This window comes from Clostridium lamae (assembly GCF_033043255.1).
In the GTDB taxonomy this organism is placed as follows: domain Bacteria; phylum Bacillota; class Clostridia; order Clostridiales; family Clostridiaceae; genus Clostridium; species Clostridium lamae.
Window position 1 is genome coordinate 28,932 of the sequence record NZ_JASCQJ010000006.1, and the last position, 20,880, is coordinate 49,811.

The 20,880-nt window shown below is 29.2% G+C and carries 21 protein-coding genes, 1 riboswitch and 2 other annotated features; of the genes, 13 read left to right on the plus strand and 8 right to left on the minus strand.

All coding sequences use genetic code 11. The features are described from left to right. Position 1: 1 nt before the first annotated feature. Entirely contained in the window at positions 2-535 is a 534-nt protein-coding gene (locus tag QK892_RS04870) for a DUF4829 domain-containing protein (RefSeq protein WP_317272412.1), read from the plus strand. A 55-nt stretch (positions 536-590) separates the two neighbouring features. Here the strand turns inward: QK892_RS04870 and QK892_RS04875 are convergent, their stop codons facing one another. Next, positions 591-1,766 carry a class I SAM-dependent rRNA methyltransferase gene (locus tag QK892_RS04875; protein WP_317272413.1) on the minus strand — a complete coding sequence of 392 codons (1,176 nt, stop codon included), beginning with the start codon at positions 1,764-1,766 and terminating at the stop codon, positions 591-593. Between the two features lie 159 nt (positions 1,767-1,925). Here QK892_RS04875 and QK892_RS04880 point away from each other — a divergent pair, with 159 nt between their 5' ends. Continuing rightward, positions 1,926-2,108, plus strand: a complete 183-nt coding sequence (locus QK892_RS04880; RefSeq protein WP_317272414.1) for a hypothetical protein — start codon at positions 1,926-1,928, stop codon at positions 2,106-2,108. An 84-nt stretch (positions 2,109-2,192) separates the two neighbouring features. Here the strand turns inward: QK892_RS04880 and QK892_RS04885 are convergent, their stop codons facing one another. Then, on the minus strand, positions 2,193-2,408 hold the full coding sequence (locus QK892_RS04885) for a (2Fe-2S)-binding protein (protein WP_317272415.1): 216 nt from the start codon (positions 2,406-2,408) through the stop codon (positions 2,193-2,195). Between the two features lie 272 nt (positions 2,409-2,680). Continuing rightward, positions 2,681-2,929, plus strand: a binding site (T-box leader). Between the two features lie 174 nt (positions 2,930-3,103). On the opposite strand from QK892_RS04885, the gene ileS reads away from it, so the two are divergent. Beyond that, a complete protein-coding gene (gene ileS / locus QK892_RS04890; RefSeq protein WP_317272416.1) occupies positions 3,104-6,214 on the plus strand; it encodes an isoleucine--tRNA ligase in 3,111 nt (1,036 codons plus the stop codon). Between the two features lie 170 nt (positions 6,215-6,384). Further along, entirely contained in the window at positions 6,385-7,383 is a 999-nt protein-coding gene (locus QK892_RS04895; RefSeq protein WP_317272417.1) for a LacI family DNA-binding transcriptional regulator, read from the plus strand. Positions 7,384-7,660: 277 nt separating this feature from the next. Here QK892_RS04895 and QK892_RS04900 read toward each other — a convergent pair whose 3' ends face one another. Continuing rightward, the gene (locus tag QK892_RS04900; protein WP_317272418.1) at positions 7,661-7,846 is read right to left on the minus strand and encodes a hypothetical protein; all 186 of its coding nucleotides are present in this window, start codon (positions 7,844-7,846) and stop codon (positions 7,661-7,663) included. Between the two features lie 115 nt (positions 7,847-7,961). On the opposite strand from QK892_RS04900, the gene QK892_RS04905 reads away from it, so the two are divergent. The 6 genes from QK892_RS04905 to QK892_RS04930 all read left to right on the plus strand — a co-directional run bounded on the left by QK892_RS04905 (position 7,962) and on the right by QK892_RS04930 (position 13,337). Continuing rightward, positions 7,962-8,537 carry a nucleoside recognition domain-containing protein gene (locus QK892_RS04905; RefSeq protein ID WP_317272419.1) on the plus strand — a complete coding sequence of 192 codons (576 nt, stop codon included), beginning with the start codon at positions 7,962-7,964 and terminating at the stop codon, positions 8,535-8,537. Between the two features lie 15 nt (positions 8,538-8,552). Beyond that, a complete protein-coding gene (locus QK892_RS04910) occupies positions 8,553-9,077 on the plus strand; it encodes a spore maturation protein (protein ID WP_317272420.1) in 525 nt (174 codons plus the stop codon). A 107-nt stretch (positions 9,078-9,184) separates the two neighbouring features. Next, positions 9,185-9,406, plus strand: coding sequence for a hypothetical protein (locus tag QK892_RS04915; RefSeq protein ID WP_317272421.1), 222 nt, complete (start codon positions 9,185-9,187; stop codon positions 9,404-9,406). A gap of 123 nt (positions 9,407-9,529) precedes the next feature. Further along, positions 9,530-9,970, plus strand: a complete 441-nt coding sequence (locus QK892_RS04920) for an ACT domain-containing protein (protein WP_317272422.1) — start codon at positions 9,530-9,532, stop codon at positions 9,968-9,970. 14 nt (positions 9,971-9,984) lie between these two features. Next, positions 9,985-11,229, plus strand: a complete 1,245-nt coding sequence (locus tag QK892_RS04925; RefSeq protein WP_317272423.1) for an aminopeptidase P family protein — start codon at positions 9,985-9,987, stop codon at positions 11,227-11,229. Positions 11,230-11,302: 73 nt separating this feature from the next. Beyond that, positions 11,303-11,478, plus strand: a riboswitch (Lysine riboswitch). 131 nt (positions 11,479-11,609) lie between these two features. Next, positions 11,610-13,337 (plus strand): Na+/H+ antiporter NhaC family protein, encoded by a 1,728-nt coding sequence (locus tag QK892_RS04930; protein ID WP_317272424.1) that lies wholly within the window; start codon positions 11,610-11,612, stop codon positions 13,335-13,337. Between the two features lie 31 nt (positions 13,338-13,368). Here the strand turns inward: QK892_RS04930 and QK892_RS04935 are convergent, their stop codons facing one another. Then, positions 13,369-13,824, minus strand: a complete 456-nt coding sequence (locus QK892_RS04935; RefSeq protein ID WP_317272425.1) for a DUF5680 domain-containing protein — start codon at positions 13,822-13,824, stop codon at positions 13,369-13,371. Between the two features lie 161 nt (positions 13,825-13,985). Here QK892_RS04935 and QK892_RS04940 point away from each other — a divergent pair, with 161 nt between their 5' ends. After that, the gene (locus QK892_RS04940; protein ID WP_317272426.1) at positions 13,986-15,752 is read left to right on the plus strand and encodes an aminopeptidase P family protein; all 1,767 of its coding nucleotides are present in this window, start codon (positions 13,986-13,988) and stop codon (positions 15,750-15,752) included. Positions 15,753-15,884: 132 nt separating this feature from the next. Here QK892_RS04940 and QK892_RS04945 read toward each other — a convergent pair whose 3' ends face one another. The 4 genes from QK892_RS04945 to QK892_RS04960 form a co-directional block, all read right to left on the minus strand. After that, positions 15,885-16,019: a hypothetical protein gene (locus QK892_RS04945; RefSeq protein ID WP_317272427.1), complete on the minus strand. Its 135-nt coding sequence runs from the start codon at positions 16,017-16,019 to the stop codon at positions 15,885-15,887. A gap of 167 nt (positions 16,020-16,186) precedes the next feature. Then, the gene (locus QK892_RS04950) at positions 16,187-16,612 is read right to left on the minus strand and encodes a GNAT family N-acetyltransferase (RefSeq protein WP_317272428.1); all 426 of its coding nucleotides are present in this window, start codon (positions 16,610-16,612) and stop codon (positions 16,187-16,189) included. A 358-nt stretch (positions 16,613-16,970) separates the two neighbouring features. After that, a complete protein-coding gene (locus tag QK892_RS04955) occupies positions 16,971-17,459 on the minus strand; it encodes an FUSC family protein (RefSeq protein ID WP_317272429.1) in 489 nt (162 codons plus the stop codon). Between the two features lie 17 nt (positions 17,460-17,476). Further along, entirely contained in the window at positions 17,477-17,968 is a 492-nt protein-coding gene (locus QK892_RS04960) for an FUSC family protein (RefSeq protein WP_317272430.1), read from the minus strand. Positions 17,969-18,149: 181 nt separating this feature from the next. On the opposite strand from QK892_RS04960, the gene QK892_RS04965 reads away from it, so the two are divergent. Both QK892_RS04965 and metG read left to right on the plus strand, forming a co-directional pair. Continuing rightward, positions 18,150-18,491 (plus strand): SdpI family protein, encoded by a 342-nt coding sequence (locus QK892_RS04965; RefSeq protein ID WP_317272431.1) that lies wholly within the window; start codon positions 18,150-18,152, stop codon positions 18,489-18,491. Between the two features lie 55 nt (positions 18,492-18,546). Then, positions 18,547-18,785: a binding site (T-box leader), on the plus strand. 71 nt (positions 18,786-18,856) lie between these two features. Then, complete coding sequence (metG, locus tag QK892_RS04970) at positions 18,857-20,800, plus strand: methionine--tRNA ligase (RefSeq protein ID WP_317272432.1); 1,944 nt, start codon at positions 18,857-18,859, stop codon at positions 20,798-20,800. Positions 20,801-20,880: the final 80 nt, after the last annotated feature.

A 20,880-nucleotide genomic window follows, 5' to 3' on the forward strand; every position in this document is an offset into this window, starting at 1 on the left:
TATGGGGATAAAAAATAAGTTCTTGTTGATTTTTCTAATATTAATAATATTGGGTATAAGTATAGTCAAGTCATTAGATTTTAATACTAAAAAACAAAGTATAAATAAAAATAGTACAGAAAATATAAATGCTATTATTAAGAAATCTAACATATCAGAAAAATCTATAGAAGCAGAAGAAGTTATAAAAAATTCTTTTAAATATAGAAATGACCATGAGTTAGATAAGTTATTAGAATGTTATACAGATAGACATAAATATGATAATTTTTGGTTTGAAAATTTAGAGATGATAGAGGTCAATAATATAGAATTAGTAACTGATGAGTCATTATATTGGGTTTATATAAATAATGTATTAATAAATGAAGCTAATTTAGATTTTGAAGAATTAAGAATATATAAAGTTGAATATTGTATAGAGTTTAAGGATGATACTATAGAGCCTATTAATAGTGGTAATAATTCTAGAAACTTTTATTTAATTAAATTAAAAGATTCAGGTAAATGGCTTATACAAGATGTAGGGGATTAAGACAATAGTATAAAAATAGACGACTGTAAAGTCGTCTATTTATTTAATATCCCTATTAAACAACTTGGAATATAAAGAATTTTAAGTAGTAAGACTCATCAGAATTCCATAGAATTGGATGATCTGCACTTTGAGTTCTTATTTCTACTTGTCTTAAAGTTCTTCTAGCATCATGAGCAGCTTCTAGAACTGTTTTCTTTAGTTGCTCTTCACTCATATAGTGAGAGCATGAACAAGTTGCGAAGTAGCCACCAGACTTAACCATTTTTAAGCCTCTAAGGTTTATTTCTTTATATCCTCTAATAGCTGATTTAATTGTATTTCTTGACTTTGTAAATGCAGGTGGATCTAATATAACAACATCAAATTGTTTTCCTTCTCTTGACCAGTCACCAAGAACATCAAAGGCATTATGACATTCGAATTTTACTGTATCTTGTAAGCTATTAAGTTCTGCATTTCTTTTAGCACAATCGATAGCATGCTGAGATACATCAATACCTAGCACTGATTTAGCACCTGCAATCCCTGCATTTAATGCAAATGAACCAGTATGAGTAAAGCAATCTAATACATCTTTATCCTTACAAATTCTATGCATAGCTGCTCTATTTTCTTTTTGGTCTAAGAAGAAACCTGTCTTTTGACCATTCTCTAAGTCAACTATATACTTAACTCCATTTTCAATTATTTCAATATTAGTATCAAATGGTTCAGTTAAGAAGCCTTTAGTTTGTTCAAGACCTTCAATTTCTCTAGTCTTGATATCACTTCTTTCATAAACACCTTTAGCACCGAATTCATCAACTAAAACTTTAACTATTAAGTCTCTGTACTTATCCATTCCTAAAGTTGAAATTTGAATTACATAGTAATCCTCAAATTTATCTACTGTAAGACCAGGTAAGAAGTCAGCTTCACCAAATATAAGTCTACAAGATGAAGTATCTATAACTGTTTTTCTATATTCATAAGCAGCTTCAAATCTTCTTTTAAAGAAATCATAATCAATTTCTTCATTTATATCTCTAGTCATAATTCTTATTGTTATTTTACTTCTGTCATTAATATAGCCTTTTCCTAGGAAGTAATTCTTATGATTGTATACTTCGACTATATCACCATTTTCATAATCACCATCATATTCATTTATTTCATCAATATATATCCAAGGTCTGCCTTGCTCAGCTCTTTTATTTTTCCCTTTATGTAAATAAAACTTACTTGCCATAATAATAGCTCCTTCCCTAATAAGTTCTATAAAATTATAACATAATTATAAATTAAGTATAGGGGAGAGGTATAAATACTTAAAGTAAAAAAGCTAGAATGAATAATAAATAATTAAATTAATATATTTATAATGTGAAGAAATTTTAGGGAGATTTTTATGATATTTAAGGCAATTGTAATACCAACACCAAAAAGAATAAGAAAATACTTAGAAAATGCTTTAATAGAAATTAGTTCACAAAGCATTAGTAAGGAAGAATATCCTAATAAAGAATTAAAACATATCAATTTATCAAAAGATAGCTTTAAGAATTATGGAATAACAATGAAAATATTTTAGAATGAAAAACCACTTGTTGTATAACAAGTGGTTTTAGGGGAGATATAATCTATATGCTAACATAGTTTGGGGGAACTATATTAGTTATTTTTCCAGATGCTTATCAATCAAATTTTGGATTGTAGGGGTACATCTGTAGCCTCTGCAGCCACCTGTACAAGCTCCTGTTGCCTTAGAAACTTCTTCTACAGTATGGGCTCCGGCTTTGATTGCATCTTTAATTTTGGATCTTGGTATTGCCTTGCAAGTACAAACTTTAGTAAGCTTATCAAGGACTTGTTCGTTTAAGTTATTTTCCATTTATCTTTCCTCCTAATATAAAGAAATAGATTAAGGAAAATAAAGGGGATAAAAAATAAATTTTGTATTTATTCTTTATGTTTATATTATAGTTACTATAAAAAGGAAAGTCAATACTAATTGATAAAAATTATTAATTAATTTTTAATATTAAGTTAATTTATTGTTAATATTATTATATTGATATTTTTCCTTAAATTTATTAAAATATTATCAAATATAGACTTTTATAATATTTTACTTTGTAGTAGAATAGGTATATAATTTGTAATTTAAAAACTGTGATTAGGAAAAGTACTTATTTGGATACTTTAAGAGAGTGGCTGGTGGTGAGAAGTCATAGTGAAGATTAAGGAAAATCACCTAGGAGTTTGAGGCTGAAAGGTTATATAGCTGATTAAGTTTTTCACGTTAGCCTGCGTTAAAGGATAGAGTATGTTTGTACTCGAAAATATAAGTATTCTATAATTATGTGAAAACTTATAACCTTAGGTGGTATAGCGAATATCTTCGTCCTATTGGGCGAGGTTTTTTTATTATAGAGTTTTATTTATTTCAATATAAAGCTACATCTGCATAATTAGTTATTTATAGTTAATAATGTAAGATGTATTTAATTTTGTTAGTTAAAATCAGTATAACCTTAAAGCAAATAGCTTATAGATATAAATTAATAAACGGAAGGGAGTTTAGACATGTACAAAAAGGTTGAATTACCAAAAGGATTTGTTGGTATGGAAAAAGAAGTGGCAGATCTTTGGAAAGAAAATAATGTAATTAAAAAGAATTTTGATATGAATCAAGATGGTGAGTATTTCACATTCTATGATGGACCTCCAACAGCAAATGGAAGACCTCACGTAGGACACGTATTAACAAGAGTTATGAAGGATATTATCCCAAGATATAAGGTTATGAAGGGATATAAGGTTATAAGAAAAGCTGGTTGGGATACTCATGGGCTTCCAGTAGAGCTTGAAATAGAAAAGAAACTTGGAATTTCAGGAAAAGAACAAATAGAAGGTTATGGAGTAGAAAAATTCGTTAAAGAATGTAAAGAGTCAGTATTTACTTATGTTAACATGTGGGAAAAGATGACTGATCAAATAGGTTACTGGGTAGATATGGAGAATCCTTATGTTACTTATCATAACTCATATATAGAATCTGTTTGGTGGGCATTAAGCCAAATGTGGGAAAAAGGACTTTTATATAAAGGTCATAAAGTAATGCCATATTGCCCAAGATGTGGTACTGGACTTTCTTCTCATGAAGTATCACAAGGCTATAAAGATGTTAAAGATTTAACTGCCATAGCTAAATTTAAGGTTCAAGGAGAAGAAAATAAATATATACTTGCATGGACAACAACTCCATGGACATTACCTTCAAACTTAGCACTATGTGTAAATAAGGCATACGATTATATTGAAGCTAAAGTTGGTGAGGAAGTATTAGTAGTTGCTAAGGACTTAGCTCCAAAAGTGTTAGGTGAAGATTACGAAGTAATCAAGGAGTTTAAAGGAACTGAATTATTAGGAACAAAATATGAAAGATTACTTCCATTTGGAGAAGTAGATGGAAAAGCTTTCGAAGTTATTCATGGTGATTATGTAACATTATCAGATGGTACAGGTATCGTTCATATAGCTCCTGCATATGGTGAAGATGATAGCTTTGTTGCAAAACAAAATGGAATAGGGTTTATAAACTTAGTAGATGCTAGTGGTAACTTTGTAGAAGAAGTAACTCCATGGGCAGGAAAGTTTGTTAAGAAGTGCGATGACAGCATAGTTAAATATTTAGAAGAACACAATAAGTTATTTAAGGCTGAAAAGCATACTCACTCATATCCACACTGCTGGAGATGTGATACACCACTTCTTTACTATCCAAGAGAAAGCTGGTTCGTTGCAATGACTAAGCTTAGAGATAAGCTTTTAGAAAATAATAATAAGATTAATTGGTATCCAGATAACATAAGAACAGGTAGATTTGGTAAGTTCTTAGAAAATGTTATTGACTGGGGTATATCAAGAGATAGATACTGGGGTACTCCACTTCCTATTTGGGAATGTGAATGTGGCCACAGAGAATGTGTAGGAAGTATAGCTGAATTAAAGGAAAAAGGAATTAATGTTCCAGATGATATTGAACTTCACAAGCCGTATATAGATGGTGTTAAACTTAAGTGTTCTAAATGTGAAAAAGAAATGACTAGAACGGCTGAAGTTATCGACTGTTGGTTTGATTCAGGATCAATGCCTTTTGCTCAATTACACTATCCGTTTGAAAATAAAGAGCTATTTGAAAAGAACTTCCCAGCTCAATTTATTTCAGAAGCGGTTGACCAAACAAGAGGATGGTTCTATACATTATTAGCTATTTCGACAGCTATATTTGATACTAATCCATTTGAAAATTGTATAGTTTTAGGTCATGTTTTAGATAAGAAGGGCTTAAAGATGTCTAAATCAAAGGGAAATGTAGTAGACCCATTTGAAGTTTTAGATTCACAAGGTGCAGATGCTACAAGATGGCATTTCTATACTGCAAGTGCGCCATGGCTTCCAACAAGATTCTCTGTTGATGATGTTCAAGAAGCGCAAAGAAAATTCTTAAGTACTTTATGGAATGTATATTCATTCTATGTGTTATATGCGGATTTAGATAAGTTTAATCCATTGGAATATAAAGATTTTAAATCAGAAAATGTTATGGATAAATGGATAATGTCTAAACTTAACACTTTAATTAAAGAAGTTGATGAAAACTTAGCTTCATATCAAATAACTCAAGCTGCATTAGCTATTGAAGAGTTTACAGATGAGTTATCAAACTGGTATGTAAGAAGAAATAGAGCAAGATACTGGTCAGAAGATTTAACAGATGATAAGATTGGTGCTTATGTTACATTATATAGAGTATTAACTACTTTAGTTAAGGTGGCAGCTCCGTTTGTACCATTTGTTACAGAGGAAATTTATCAAAACTTAGTTATAGGTTTAGATAAATCTACAGAAGAAAGTGTACATTTATGTGCATGGCCATTAGTAGATGAAAATGCAATAGATGAAAAGCTAGAAAAAGAAATGGATTTAGCATACACAATAGTTAAACTTGGTAGAAGTGCAAGAAATGGTGCTAATATTAAAAATAGACAGCCACTTTCTAAGATGTTATTATCAACAGATGCTATTCCAGAATACTACGGAGATATTATAAAAGATGAGCTTAATATTAAATCTGTAGAATTTGGTGCTGATTTATCAGAGCATGTTAACTTTGAAATTAAGCCTAACCTACCTGTTCTTGGAAGACAATATGGTAAGTTAATTCCAGGAATAAGAAAAGAGATTGCTTCTAAAAATCAAATGGAATTAGCTCAAAAATTACAAGCTGGTGGCACTGAAACTATTACAGTAGATGGAACTGAAATAGTATTAAATAGTGAAAGCGTACTTGTAACTATGCAAGGTTTAGAAGGATATGCTTTTGCTGGTGAAGGCGAAATTGGAGTTGTTCTTGATACTACTATTACAGAAGAATTAAAAGAAGAAGGACAATTAAGAGAAATAACTTCAAAGATACAAAATATGAGAAAAGAAAAAGGCTTTGAAGTTGCTGATAAGATAAAATTATTTGTTTCAGGAAATGATATGTTAATTGATATTATTAACAAATATTCAGATGTAATAAAGAGAGAAACATTAACTCAAGAAATTGCTGTAAATGAAGATGCTGATTATACTGAAACTGTTATTAATGGTGAAAAATTAAATATGACAGTTAAAGTAGTTAAGTAGGATAAATTATGTTAAAAAGTTAGAAGTTTCTATGAAACTTCTAACTTTTTACTTATTTTATAGTAAGTTCTTATAAAGAATAATCTTGAATATTGTATAAACTATTTGTTAATAGTATAATTATTGTTAAAATAAGATAAATATAAATATTTTAAAATGGAGTGATGTGCATGGCTACTTCTATAAAAGATGTTGCTAGAGAAGCAGGAGTATCAATTGCGACTGTTTCTAGAGTGTTAAATGACATAGATGTTGTAAACGAGGACACAAAAAAGAAGGTTTTAGATGCTATTAGCAAGTTAGGTTATAGACCTAATATTGTTGCAAGAAGTCTAAAAACTCAAAAAACAAAAACAATAGGAATCTTAGTTCCTGATATATCAAGTGGATTCTATCCAGAGATAGTTAGAGGAGCTGAGGACGTTGCTAATATCTATGATTACAACGTTATCTTATGTAATTCAGATTTTGATGGTGAAAAAGAGAAAGAATATCTAAGAGTTCTGAGAGAAAAAATGGTTGATGGAGTTATTTATATGAGTTCATCTCTACAAGAAGAAACTTTAGGTATAATAAATGAATTAAATTTAACTACTGTTTTAGTTGAGACTAAAGATAAAGAAGAAAGTCTACCTAGTGTAACTATAGATAACATAAGTGCTTCAAAAGAAGCAACTAACTATCTATTAAACAAAGGAGCATCTAAAATAGCCTTCGCAGGAGCTAAAAAGGGGAATATGAATGCTTGGGGAGATAGATACATAGGCTATGAAGAAGCATTAAAGGAAAAAGGGCTTAATATAGATGAAAGCTTAGTATACTTTGGAGGATTAAAGGTTAAAAGCGGCTATGAAGCGGTTGAATACTTTGAAAATAGTAATAAATCATATGATGCAGTAATATGTGCTTCTGATGAAATTGCTATGGGAGTTATAAATGCATTAAGAGAAATAGGAAAGAAAGTTCCAGAGGATGTTAGTGTTATAGGATTTAATGATAATATTATGTCTTCAGTATTCTATCCAAAAATAACAACAATAAAGCAACCAAGTTATGATATGGGATCTGTCGCTATGAGAATGCTAATTAAGATGTTAAACAATAGAGAATTAGATGAGTCTCAATTTGTTCTTGATTATATGTTAGTAGAGAGAGATAGTTGTAAATAAGAAATTAATTGAGAAGTGCAAAGATATCTTTGCACTTTTAATTTTATGAAAATTCGACTTGTAAAAAGCAAGAAAAAAATTACAAAATTTTTTAAATTATATATTGTTAGGAAATAAAAACCATGATATAATAATATAAAATCATTAAACGTTTTCAAATTTCAACTGTGTATAAAAAATATTCATTTGATTGGTATGGGTAACTAATCACTGAGAAAATTGGGTTATGGTCAAAAAAAACAACTTCTAATAGAAGTTGTTTTTTTTTATGTACAAACTATATAATACCTTCAATTTTTAATATGTTTTCTAATTCTTGAACTTTTTCAGTTAAAGTAACAAATTTTTCTCTTAACTTATCTTTAGGCATATCAGCATCATCTATAAATTTTTCAATATCTTCTACTGTTTTTAGAGCCTCATCTATATCTTGTTGAGCTATTCTTAAGTTTGATTCCTTCATAAACTATCTCCTTTATGTATTTAAACATAATTAATATTACATATATTCATCCTATCACTAATAAATAGCATATTCAAGTCATATATTTATAGAAGTAATTATTTGAGGTGAGATTTTGATAAATTATATTTGGTTTATTATGATTTTTTTGGGGATTTTAATTGGGCTATTTACAGGTAATGGGGAAATTATATCCAAGTCAATAATTAATTCAGCTGATTCAACCGTTTCGATGATTATAGGGTTAGTTGGACTTATGTGTTTTTGGTGTGGAGTTATGAAGGTTGCAGAAAAAAGTGGATTCACAAATAAATTAGCAAAGGTTTTAAGACCAATTTTAAAACTTATTTTTAAAGAAGCGGCTAAAGATGAAAAAGCATTAGGTGCTATAGTTATGAATATAACTGCTAATATGATGGGGTTAGGAAATGCAGCAACACCATTTGGAATAAAAGCAATGCAAGAGATGGATAGGCTTAATAAAGAAAAAGGAGTTGCTTCTAATGATATGTCTCTATTTCTAGTTTTAAACGCAGCATGTATTCAATTAGTTCCTTCAACAGTTATTTCTATAAGAGCAGCAGTAGGATCAAGCAATCCAGGAGCTATAATACTACCAGCTGTATTAGCTAGTACAGTTGCTGCAATCACAGGAGTTATGCTTTGCAAATTATTGCAAAGATATTTTTAAGGGAGGGATTATTATATGTTTCAATATATAACTAAAAGTATAATTCCTATAATAGTAGTAATTATATTAACTTATGGAATGTTCAAGGGAAGAAAAGTATATGAATGGTTCGTTGAAGGAGCAAAAGAAGGATTAAAAGTTTGTCTTAATATCTTTCCATATCTTTTAGCTATGATAATAGCAGTTAACATATTTAGAGAAGCGAAGTTACTAGATATATTAAATAATATGATATCTCCGATAAGTAGCTTGATAGGGCTTCCGAAAGAAATAATTCCTTTAGTTTTAGTTAAGCCACTATCTGGCAGCGGAGCTGTAGGAATACTAACTGACATAGTAAAAACCTATGGTCCAGATAGCTACATAGGATTAATTGCTTCTGTAATTATGGGAACTACTGAAACAATTTTTTACACTGTTACTGTGTATTTTGGAGCTATCCAGATTAAGAAAATAAGACATACTGTATGGGCTGCAGTATTAGCAGATTTAACTGCTATTATAGTTTCAATTTTCCTAGTTTCAAGACTCTTAATGTAAAATATATAGATAATAAAAATTAATCAGTATGTAATTATTTTGTAACTAGTTGATACTATAATTAACATATAATATATATATGGATTAAAGAGGGAAGTGAGTGAAAAATGAAATGGATTGAAAAATTATTTTTAACTGAAGATGAAATCAAAATTATTTCAATTTATTTAGCCTATGGAGCAGGTGCGGGAATATTAATTGGATTAATTTTTAATAATATAGAGCTATGTTTTTCATTAGGAGGAGTAATTTCTATTGTAATTTCACTTTTTAAGATATATATAGGCAAAATTAGAAAGTCTAATAGAATTAATATAGATAAACTTTAGGAATAATATGTATTTTAATTTAGATAAGCTATATAATAATAAATTATATAGCTTATTTATTTTTTAGGAATAATTAGAACTATATAGATAAACTTTTTTAATTTTACTAAGGGTGGTGAGATAATGGCTTCAGAAAAATTTTATATGGTAAGTGATAAAATTATGCCAGAAATTTTCAAGAAGGTATTAGAGGTTAAAGAGAATCTTTTGACAGGGAAAGCAAAGGATATAAGTGAAGCGGTAAAGAAAACAGGAATAAGTAGAAGTACATTTTATAAGTACAAGGATTGTATATTCCCACTGGCTGAGGGGATTAACAGTAAAAAAATAACTTTGGTTGTTTTACTATCACATGAGACAGGTACCCTATCTAAGGTTCTAGATTGTATTGCTTTTAATAAGGGAAATATATTAACTATAAATCAAGACATACCAATTAATATGGCAGCTAATGTGACAATAACATTAGATATAGCTAATATGAAAAAAGATTTAAAGCATTTGGTAAATACTTTAAGAGGATTACAGAACGTAGTTAGTGTTAAAGTATTAGCTATGGAGTAAGGAAAGGTGTTAAAATGAAAAGTGATTTTTATAAAAGTAATAGGACTAGGGTATTAAATAAAATAAAAGATAACTCTGTATTAATACTATTTGCAGGAGTAGCACCTAAGAAGACAGGTGATGAAAGTTACCTCTTCACACCAAATAGAAATTTTTATTATTTAACAGGTATTGATGAAGAAGATCATATTTTAGTTTTATCTAAAATAAATGGAGAGGTTAAAGAATATTTATTTATAAAGGAAGTCGATCCTATCAGGGAAAAATGGGAAGGAAAGACTATTAGGAAGGAAGAAGTGCCTGATATTAGTGGAATTGAGGATGTTAAATATTTAGGTGATTTCAATAGCTTTTTAGAAAGGATTATTCTTAATAAAGAGAAAATTAATATATATTTAGATATGGAAAAGGGAAATCCATCTTATGATTTCTCAAAAGAAATTAGAGATAAGTACTATAGCATAAATATAAAAAATGCTTATAGGTTAATAGCAGAATTAAGACTTATAAAAACTAAAGAAGAAGTAGATAGGATAAGAAAAGCAATATCCATAACAATAGATGGTGTTAAAGAACTTATGAAAAATTCTAAAGCTGGAATTAAGGAATATGAACTTGAAGCATATTTTGATTTTGTATGTAAGAAAAATGGAGTTAAGGATTTGGCTTTTAAGACTATAGCAGCAGCAGGAAAGAATGCAACAGTTTTACATTATGTAACCAATGATTCTGAATTAAAAGATGGAGATTTAATTTTATTTGATTTAGGAGCTCAATATAAATATTATAATGGAGATATTTCAAGGACTTTCCCTATAAATGGGAAATTTACAGAAAGACAAAAAGAAGTTTATAATGCTGTTCTTAGTGTAAATGAGAGAGTAATAAAGGAAATGAAACCAGGAGTAAACTTTTTAGAAGTAAATAAAAAAGCGAAAGAATGGATTGCTGAAGAATGCATTTCATTAGGGCTTATAACAAATAAAGAAGATGTATCAAAGTATTATTATCATAGTATAGGACATAGTTTAGGAATGGATACTCATGATATAGAACTTGAAAATAGAAATGTTATTTTTGAGCCAGGGATGATTTATACTGTTGAGCCTGGCATATATATAGAAGAAGAAGGAATAGGAATAAGAATAGAAGATGATGTACTAATTACTGAAGAAGGTAATGAAGTATTAACTAAGGAAATGATTAAAAGTGTAGAGGAAATTGAGGAGTTCATGTCTAGTAATATGAATAATCTTTAGAAAATTCTACATATAAGTTTGCAAAAACACGATAAAAATTGTATAATATTACAGTAAATTAAAAGTAAATAACGATAAGGGTAGAGGAGCGATACTTAAAAGTACTATTAATGAGGTAAGCACTATGAATTAATAGGAAAGGAATTATCGCCGAAGCGTATGATTAATGCTTTAATATCATATAGCTGGGGTTGCATAGAATATATGTAACACTGTCACAAAGTTTATTTGTGGTGAGCTATCACTTAGGGGATTTAATCTTATATTTATAAGTATATTCTGGCCTTGAGTGAAGACTCAAGGCTTTTTTATTTATGAAATTATATACTTTAAAATTTTCCTACCCATATATTATTTGCAAACTTTAAGGAGGATTTGAAATGATAAACAAAAGAAATATTAGAACTATAATAATGACTTTATTTATGGTTTTATTATCAACATCAGTTGTTTTTGCAGCGGAAGTAGACACAGCTACAGCTAATGCAAATCATTATGGATTTTTAACTTTAATACCACCAATAGTAGCGATAGTATTAGCATTTTTAACAAAGAATGTAATAATATCATTATTTGTAGGGACATTATCAGGGACATTTTTAGTTAGTTTAGTGGACAAGTCCTTTATATCAGCGTTGGTTAATTCTTTCTTAGACTTTGTATCTAGAGTACTAAATTCTTTAGCGGACCCATGGAATGCAGGTATAATACTACAAGTATTAGTAATTGGTGGTGTCATACACTTAGTAGCAAAGATGGGGGGAGCTAAGGCGGTAGCAGAAGCACTGGCAAGAAAGGCAAAAACAGCTAGAAGTACTCAATTAGTTACTCTTTTATTAGGACTTGCAGTGTTTTTTGATGATTATGCTAATTCACTTATAGTTGGTCCTATTATGAAGCCGGTAGCAGATAAAATGAAAATATCTAGAGAAAGACTTGCTTTTATTATAGATGCAACAGCAGCACCTATAGCTGGACTTGCAATTGTATCAACATGGATAGGTTTAGAAGTTGGCTTAATAAATGATGCTTTTATAAATGGAGTAGGACAACAAGTAGATGCTTTTGGAGTTTTCTTACAAACTATCCCATATAGATTTTATAATATATTAATTTTATTCTTCGTATTTGTTACTTCGTTATTATTAAAAGATTTCGGACCAATGTATAAGGCTGAAATAGAGGCTAGAAGAAGGGGCTTAAAGGATTCTGAAAATGATAGTGTTTCAGAGTCGAATGTAGATCACTCGGAGCTTGAGCCTAAAGAGGGAATTAAGTTAAGTATATGGAATGCAATTATTCCAATAGGAGTACTAGTAGTAACTGCATTAGTTTGCTTCTACTATAGTGGATACTCAGCAATAATGGGTGGCGAAGATGTAGCTCTTCAACAAGTAATAACTAACTCGCCAATGTCATTTAAAGCAATACAAGAGGCTTTTAGTGCATCAGATGCATCAGTTGCATTATTCCAATCAGCTTTAATAGCTAGTATCGTAGCAATGGCTTTAGGTGTGGCTAGAAAAATATTTACTATAACTGAAGCAATAGATACATGGATAGATGGAATGAAGCCTTTAGTTATAACTGGTGTAATATTATTATTAGCATGGTCATTAAGTTCAGTAATTAAAGATTTAGGAACAGCTAAGTATTTAGTTACATTACTTTCTGGATCATTACCAAACTTCTTGCTTCCAAGTTTAATATTTATACTAGGATCAATAATATCTTTTGCTACAGGAACTGCCTATGGAACTATGGGAATACTAATGCCTCTTGCAATTCCATTAGCTTATTCAATGAATCCAGATATGAGTTATGTTATTGTAAGCACAAGTGCAGTCTTAACAGGAGCAATTTTTGGAGATCATTGTTCACCAATATCAGATACAACTATTCTTTCATCAATGGGAGCTGGATGTAATCATATAGCTCATGTTAGTACTCAGATGTGGTATGCAATATTCGTAGCTGCTATTACAATAGTATTCGGATATATTCCAGCAGGATTTGGATTACAATGGTATATAGTTCTTCCTATCGCACTACTTGCTATATATCTAGGAGTACAAATTCTTGGGAAAAAGGTAAATGAAGCAAAATAATTAGGAGCTGTTGAGCAGCTCCTAAATTTTTTTATTTTAAAGCTCCTCCATGAAAGTAGAGCTTGTATATTTGTTCACCACGGTATAGCATACATTCTACTCCATTAAAAGAATGTATTGTGCCATCCCAATTACAAATGTAAATAAAGTCACCATCTTCAAAGTGTTTAGGGCCCCTAAAAGGATTCTCTTCAGATACATTTTGCAAGGATTTCTTTAAAAATTTACTAAATCCACTAGGAACGTCATTAGTAAGTAATTCTCCTTTATAATTCATTCCCCAGCAAACCTTTTCATCGTGCCAAACTAATTCTTCGCCAATAAAACTCTTATCTCCAATATAGCTGTCATGATAATAGTAATCATATTTTTTATAGACATAGTCTTTAGAGTTTGGTCTAGTTGATTTTTCTTTTTTTGCTCCAGAAGCATATGTATTTTTCTTAGCTTCTACTATAAAGTTTATAAATTTGATTGAATCCACCATAAAAATTCCCCCTTTTACTGCGTTATTATAAATTATATAAGAAATATTTAATCAAATCAACAAATATTCAGAAAATAAAGTGAATTGAAAATAGTTGTACTATGGTTTATAGTGAATTATATATATTATAAATAGAAATTTTAGATAAGGGGACATTAAATATGAATAATTTAAAAATGCTTAGAGAAGCTATGAAAATCGAAAATATAGATTATTATATTATTCCTACTAGCGATTCTCATCAAAGTGAATATGTAGCAGAATATTTTAAGGGAAGAGAGTATATTTCCGGATTTACTGGTTCAGCAGGAACTCTTTTAGTTGGATTAGAAGAAGCATATCTTTGGACAGATGGAAGATATTTTATTCAGGCAGAAAAAGAGCTTGAAGGAAGCGAAATCTCACTTATGAAAATAGTAACACCTGGATACCCGACAATTAATGAATGGATAAGTGATAATATAAAAGCTAATGAAGTCCTAGGATTTGATGGTAAGTTATTTTCAATTAATGATTATGAGGGATATTTAGGCATTGCTAAAGAAGTCGGCTTTACTATTAATATGGATAATGATTTATTAGAGAGTATATGGGGCGATAGGCCAGAGCTTCCCAAAAATGAAATATTCATTCATGATGAAAAATATTCAGGGAAATCTACTAGGGAAAAGCTTAAAGAAGTAAGAAAAAATATAGAAGAAAAAAAGGCAGATTATTATATATTATCTTCTTTAGATGATATTGCTTGGTTATGCAATATAAGAGGTACTGATATTAAGTTTAATCCTGTAGCACTATCATATGTAGTTGTTGGAAGAGAATATGCTAATATTTATATTGATAATAATAAAGTGGATGATATAACTAGAAAGAAGTTAAATCTTGAAGGGATTGAAGTTAAGGATTATGGAAGTATTGAAGATGATGTAAAACTTTTAAGTGGAACAATTATACTTGATCCAAGTAAATTAAATGCCAAAATATTTACTTCATTAAATGATAAGTTAAAGGTAGTAAGAGAAGCTAATATAACTACTAAATTAAAAGCTATAAAAAATGAAGTGGAAATAGCTAATTGGGAAGTATCTCAAGTAAGAGATGGCGTAGCCATGGTTAAGTTTATTAAATGGCTTAAGAATAGTATAGGCAAAGAAAAAATAACAGAAATATCAGCTAGCGAAAAATTAACAGCCTTCAGAGCTCAAGGAGAAAATTATAAGGGAGATAGCTTTGCTACAATAGCAGGATATAAGGATCATGCTGCTATGATTCACTATTCAGCTACAAAAGATAGTGAATATGAATTAAAACCAGAAGGTATGTTTTTATTAGATTCAGGCGCTCAATACTTAGATGGAACTACAGATATAACAAGAACTATTGTATTAGGTCCAATTACTGAAGAAGAAAAGAGAGACTATACGCTAGTTTTACAAGGACATATAGCATTAGCCTCTGCTAGATTCTTAAGAGGAGCTACAGGAATAAATTTAGACATATTGGCAAGAAGGCCTCTTTGGAACTATGGAATAGACTATAAGTGTGGTACAGGTCATGGAGTAGGATTTTTCTTAAATGTTCATGAAGGACCTCAAGGAATAAGACCAATGGGAAATTCAGTAGAATTAGAACCAGGAATGATTTTAACCAATGAGCCAGGTGTATATAAAAAAGGAAGATTTGGAATAAGAACTGAAAATACACTTATAGTTGAAAAAGATATTGTATCGGAAGAATTCGGTGAATTCTATAAATTTAGAACAATATCATATTGCCCTATAGATTTAGAAGGTGTTGATGTAGAGATGCTATCAATTCAAGAAAAAACTTGGCTTAATGAATATCATAAGATGGTGTTTGAAAAATTAAGCCCATATCTAGATGAAGAGGAAAAAGAATTCTTAAAAGAAGAAACAAGAAGAATATAAGTAATGAAAAATGAAGAAATGAAAAAATGAAAGAATTAATGAGGAAATTCAGCGAAAGCTGAATTTCTTTATTAATTTTAAAAATATATTTAATTAATTGTAGATAATTTCAAGATTAATCATTAAGATATATTAAGAATTTTTCTTAATATAAATTTTTAAAGCCTTAATTAAGAGTACTAAAGCGTATATTCCTAAAACTACAAAAGCTAAAACTAAAGCAATATTAAGAAATGACCATATAACAATATTTGATGCAAACTCCATAAATTATTCCCCCTTTTTTATATATAAATAAACTTAATAACACTATTACGATTTATGATAATATTCACCCTAATATGTTACTATTGAAGTATTAAGTTATATCTATATTAATTCTTAATAGTCTAAAACTATTCCTCTAACCACCTTACAAACTGGACTTTATAGAACTATTTTTTACAAAAGCTGTATCCTTTTTTATAGAATCCTTGTTTCTCATAAAATTGATGTGCCCCTTTTCTTGAAAGCCCACTGTTTAGTAAAATGGTAGTTACTTGTTTAGTCTTCCCATATTCTTCAGCTTCTTGTATAAGTCTTCTTCCTATCCCCTTTTTTTGATATTTTTCACTAACAGCCAATGCAATAATACGCATTATCCTACCTGGTATTTCAAAGGCTAAGCTGATTTGTATTCCTATAAAACCAACAACTTGATTATTCTCTAACGCAACAAAGATAAAGTAATTTCCTTCTTTTTGCATTTGCATAATTCTATTTTGAAAATCTTCTATAGAAACATTATATCCCAATTCTAGTCTTATTAGTGTACATATTCCTAGCATATCATTTTGGTCAAATGGTTTAATCTCTATCATAATATCACCTTATCAAATTCTAATTTCTCGATTAATTATATAAACAACTACCTCGCATAATAATACAATTGTTTAATAATAGATATTTTTATTATACATTAAAACGTAGTTATGTTCCATAAAATGTAAAAACTAACAGTCTAATTTATTTGAATATCCTTTTATAGATAGCATAGTTTTGGAATATACTACTATAACTTTCTAAGTTTATAGTATAACTCTTTAATATAAAAATTAAGGAAGGTACTATTTTACAATCTCAATTGCAAAGTAGTATCTTCCTTTATTCTTCATTCTTTCATTCTTTCATTAATTATGCATTACGCATTATCCATTATCCATTATAAAGGCTCCGCCTTTATTTCGGTGGTGATATAAACTTATTAACTAATAATCCCATTAATATTCCAAAAAGAGTCTCTATGATTCTATTAAGTGCATAGTGAATTGGATCTCCAAAAGCATGAACTGTAGTTACAGCAAGAAAGGCTATGCAAGATATATTTATGGCACCAGGTTTATTTATTAAGTTACATGAATAAATAACAGCTATGATTCCTATTGCAATAGTTAAATAAACTAAGAGTTTTCTAATTATATAAATATCAATATTGTATGTGAAAAATCTACATGCAATTAAAAATAAGAGCCCAATTATAGCGCCTAAAATTGTCCCTACACCTCTATTTATAGCTATTTTTACTGAATTAGAAACTGTATCTTGCACACAAAAAACAGCAGTTAAACAAGCGAAAAAAGGCTCATTTGGAAAAAATAATAGGCATAGAAATACTGCAAGAGCAGTCTTAATAGTTCTTAGTCCAATTTTGGGAAAAGTAAAATTCATATTATGTCTCCTCATTTCTAGTTAGTTTTCTCAACAGTATTTTTAGTCTTTGGTGGATTTATATACTTGTTAATTAATATTGCAACTATTACACCAAAGGCAGTTTCAATTGTCCTATGCACTGCATACATCAAAGGGTCAGTAGAGTTATGAGAAATTAAAATTGCCATTAATGTAATAGAAGATATCGAACAAGCTGAAGGCTTTTTGATTAAATTACATATATATATTATTAATGAAACTCCAGTGGCAACTATTAGTGGTAAAAACTTTTCTAAGTTTAGACTATTAACTGCATATAGAAGGATTAATGATATTATACCTCCTAGTAATGTTCCTATAAGTCTATTTATTCCGATTTTCAAGGAATTTTCTACGGTGCTTTGGACGCAAATTACAGCTGCTATTGCAGCAAAAAGAGAATTTGGCCAAAGTATAAGGCATATTAAAACAGAAAGAGCTGTTTTGATATTTCTGGACCCTATATGAGGAATTTCAAAATTTTCCACAGTATCAACTCCAATCTTTTTTTTATTATTATAGCACATAAAATATATGGCTTTACAAAATATATAAATCATGGATTTATAAAAAAGTATATAAATTTTATTGCATAAATAGAAATAATTAGTATAGAATTATAATAAAATAATAAGTTTAGTATAATAATTGTACAGAAAGAAGGATAATATGCATTTTTGGATTTACATATTAATTTCGGAATTAATCCCATTAGGTCTATTTATTATAGGTGGGCTATATGAATCAAACTCTACTAGATATGAGGAGATGAAATTTGGATATAAGAATCAATATTCAATTAAAGATAAATTTTCATGGGAATATTCAAATAAACTTGCAGCAAAAATTTTTGGCTCAATAGGAAGTTTATTATTTATAGTTAATGCTATAATATTATTTATTTTTGGAGTAGGTACATTTACGTTTGTTTTATTATTTAGTTTATTTATGGTGATTTTATCTAGAATGATGGTAGATAAAATTATAAAAAAGAAGTTTGATAATAAATGATAGTTTAAAAGTAATTGACAGTAAAATTAATATAGAATATCATAATAATAATGATTTAAATGCTATGAAGAGAAGAGTAGTAAAGGAAAGAGTGTCTAAAGAGAGCTAGATTAGGTGAAAGCTAGCGGCATAAAGCTTTATGAAGATGGTCTTGGAGCATATTCTCTGAGCTAGTAAGTTAGGGGAATACGGTAGCAACCGTTATATTGCAAGGTGATAAAATGTCACCTGTTGAGATATTTATTGCGAAATAAATATGAATTAGAGTGGTAACACGTATAATGCGTCTCTATGTAGGTTTTAATATACCTATATAGGGATTTTTTTATATAAATGAAACGATTATTATTTAGGAGGAAAATGGTATGTGTAAAAAGACATATTATATTACTACACCAATTTATTACCCATCAACTAAACTTCATATTGGTAATACTTATACTACTGTAGCAGCTGATGCTTTAGCTAGATATAAGAGATTAACAGGATATGATGTAATGTTTTTAACGGGAACAGATGAGCATGGACAAAAAATACAAAGGATTGCTGAAGAAAAAGGAATAACACCTAAAGCTCATGTAGATGAAATAGTATCAGGAATTAAGGATTTATGGAAGATAATGAACATAAGCTATGATAAATTCATAAGAACTACTGATGATTATCATATCAAAGCTGTTCAAGATATATTTAAGAAGCTTTATGATAAGGGAGATATCTACAAATCTTCTTATGAAGGTTTATACTGTACACCTTGTGAATCTTTCTGGACAGAAACTCAATTAGTTAATGGAAATTGTCCAGACTGTGGAAGACCAGTAGAAAAGTCAAAGGAAGAAGCTTATTTCTTTAAGATGAGTAACTATGCTGATAGATTAATGGAGTATATTGAAGCTCATCCAGATTTTATTCAACCAGAATCAAGAAAGAATGAAATGGTTAATAACTTCTTAAAACCAGGCTTACAAGATCTTTGTGTTTCAAGAACAAGCTTTAATTGGGGAGTTCCAGTTACCTTTGATGAAGGGCATGTTGTTTATGTTTGGATAGATGCACTTTCTAACTATATAACAGCTTTAGGATATGGAAGCGATAATAAAGAACTTTATGAAAAGTATTGGCCAGCAGATGTTCACTTAATTGGTAAGGATATATTAAGATTCCATACTATTTATTGGCCAATAATGTTAATGGCTTTAGATTTACCATTACCTAAGCAAGTATTCGGACATGGATGGTTACTTGTTGATGGAGGAAAAATGTCTAAATCTAAAGGTAATGTTGTTGATCCAGTAACTTTAGTCGAAAACTTTGGAGTAGATGCAGTTAGATACTATCTATTAAGAGAAATACCATTTGGAGCAGATGGATTATTCAATAATGAAATATTTATAAAGAAGATAAATTCTGATCTATGTAATGACTTAGGAAACTTATTATCTAGAACTGTAGCTATGATAGAAAAGTATTTTGATGGAGTAATTCCAAATAATAATGTCAAAGAAGCGATAGATGATGAATTAATAAGCTTAGCTTTAGGAACTCCAAAGAAAGTAAATGATGCAATAGAGCACTTAAGAATACCAGAAGCTTTAGAGCATATATTTGATTTAATAGGAAGAGCAAATAAATATATAGATGAAACTACACCTTGGATATTAGCTAAGGATGAAGAAAAGAAAGAAAGACTTGGAACAGTTTTATATAACTTAGTAGAAAGTTTAAGATTTGCTTCAGTATTATTATCTGCTTTCTTACCAGAAACAAGCAAGAAGATAAACGAGCAAATAAATGCAGCTAATATAACTTTTGAATCATTAAATAACTTTGATGGAACAATAGTTGGAACTAAGGTTCAAAAGGGAGAAGCATTATTCCCAAGAATAGATGTAGATAAGAAATTAGCTGAATTAGAAGCTTTAAGAGAAGCTCAATTAGCAGCTAATCAAAAAGAAGAAAAGAGAGAAATAACTCCAATCAAAGAAGAAATAACTATAGAAGACTTCGAAAAAATAGACTTAAGAGTAGTAAAAGTATTAGCTTGTGAGCCAATAAAGAAAGCTAAGAAATTATTAAAATTAAAAGTAGATTTAAACGGAGAAGAAAGACAAGTGGTTTCAGGAATAGCTCAATACTATAAACCAGAAGAGCTAGTTGGAAAATACGTAGTATTAGTAGCAAACTTAAAACCAGTAACACTAAGAGGTGAATTATCACAAGGAATGATACTAGCAGCAGCTACTGATGATGATAGTTTATTAAAACTAGTAAATCCAGGTGAACTACCAACAGGAAGCCAAGTTAGATAAATAAGTAATGAAAAAATTAAAAAATGAAATAATGAAAGAATTAAGGAATTAAAATTTAAATATATTTAAATTTTAAAATA

Coding starts and splice junctions, on each gene's coding strand:
- QK892_RS04870 (WP_317272412.1), top strand. CDS start 2: ATGGGGATAAAAAATAAGTTCTTGTTGATTTTTCTAATATTAATAATA.
- QK892_RS04875 (WP_317272413.1), bottom strand. CDS start 1,766: ATGGCAAGTAAGTTTTATTTACATAAAGGGAAAAATAAAAGAGCTGAG.
- QK892_RS04880 (WP_317272414.1), top strand. CDS start 1,926: ATGATATTTAAGGCAATTGTAATACCAACACCAAAAAGAATAAGAAAA.
- QK892_RS04885 (WP_317272415.1), bottom strand. CDS start 2,408: ATGGAAAATAACTTAAACGAACAAGTCCTTGATAAGCTTACTAAAGTT.
- ileS (WP_317272416.1), top strand. CDS start 3,104: ATGTACAAAAAGGTTGAATTACCAAAAGGATTTGTTGGTATGGAAAAA.
- QK892_RS04895 (WP_317272417.1), top strand. CDS start 6,385: ATGGCTACTTCTATAAAAGATGTTGCTAGAGAAGCAGGAGTATCAATT.
- QK892_RS04900 (WP_317272418.1), bottom strand. CDS start 7,846: ATGAAGGAATCAAACTTAAGAATAGCTCAACAAGATATAGATGAGGCT.
- QK892_RS04910 (WP_317272420.1), top strand. CDS start 8,553: ATGTTTCAATATATAACTAAAAGTATAATTCCTATAATAGTAGTAATT.
- QK892_RS04915 (WP_317272421.1), top strand. CDS start 9,185: ATGAAATGGATTGAAAAATTATTTTTAACTGAAGATGAAATCAAAATT.
- QK892_RS04920 (WP_317272422.1), top strand. CDS start 9,530: ATGGCTTCAGAAAAATTTTATATGGTAAGTGATAAAATTATGCCAGAA.
- QK892_RS04925 (WP_317272423.1), top strand. CDS start 9,985: ATGAAAAGTGATTTTTATAAAAGTAATAGGACTAGGGTATTAAATAAA.
- QK892_RS04930 (WP_317272424.1), top strand. CDS start 11,610: ATGATAAACAAAAGAAATATTAGAACTATAATAATGACTTTATTTATG.
- QK892_RS04935 (WP_317272425.1), bottom strand. CDS start 13,824: ATGGTGGATTCAATCAAATTTATAAACTTTATAGTAGAAGCTAAGAAA.
- QK892_RS04940 (WP_317272426.1), top strand. CDS start 13,986: ATGAATAATTTAAAAATGCTTAGAGAAGCTATGAAAATCGAAAATATA.
- QK892_RS04945 (WP_317272427.1), bottom strand. CDS start 16,019: ATGGAGTTTGCATCAAATATTGTTATATGGTCATTTCTTAATATTGCT.
- QK892_RS04950 (WP_317272428.1), bottom strand. CDS start 16,612: ATGATAGAGATTAAACCATTTGACCAAAATGATATGCTAGGAATATGT.
- QK892_RS04955 (WP_317272429.1), bottom strand. CDS start 17,459: ATGAATTTTACTTTTCCCAAAATTGGACTAAGAACTATTAAGACTGCT.
- QK892_RS04965 (WP_317272431.1), top strand. CDS start 18,150: ATGCATTTTTGGATTTACATATTAATTTCGGAATTAATCCCATTAGGT.
- metG (WP_317272432.1), top strand. CDS start 18,857: ATGTGTAAAAAGACATATTATATTACTACACCAATTTATTACCCATCA.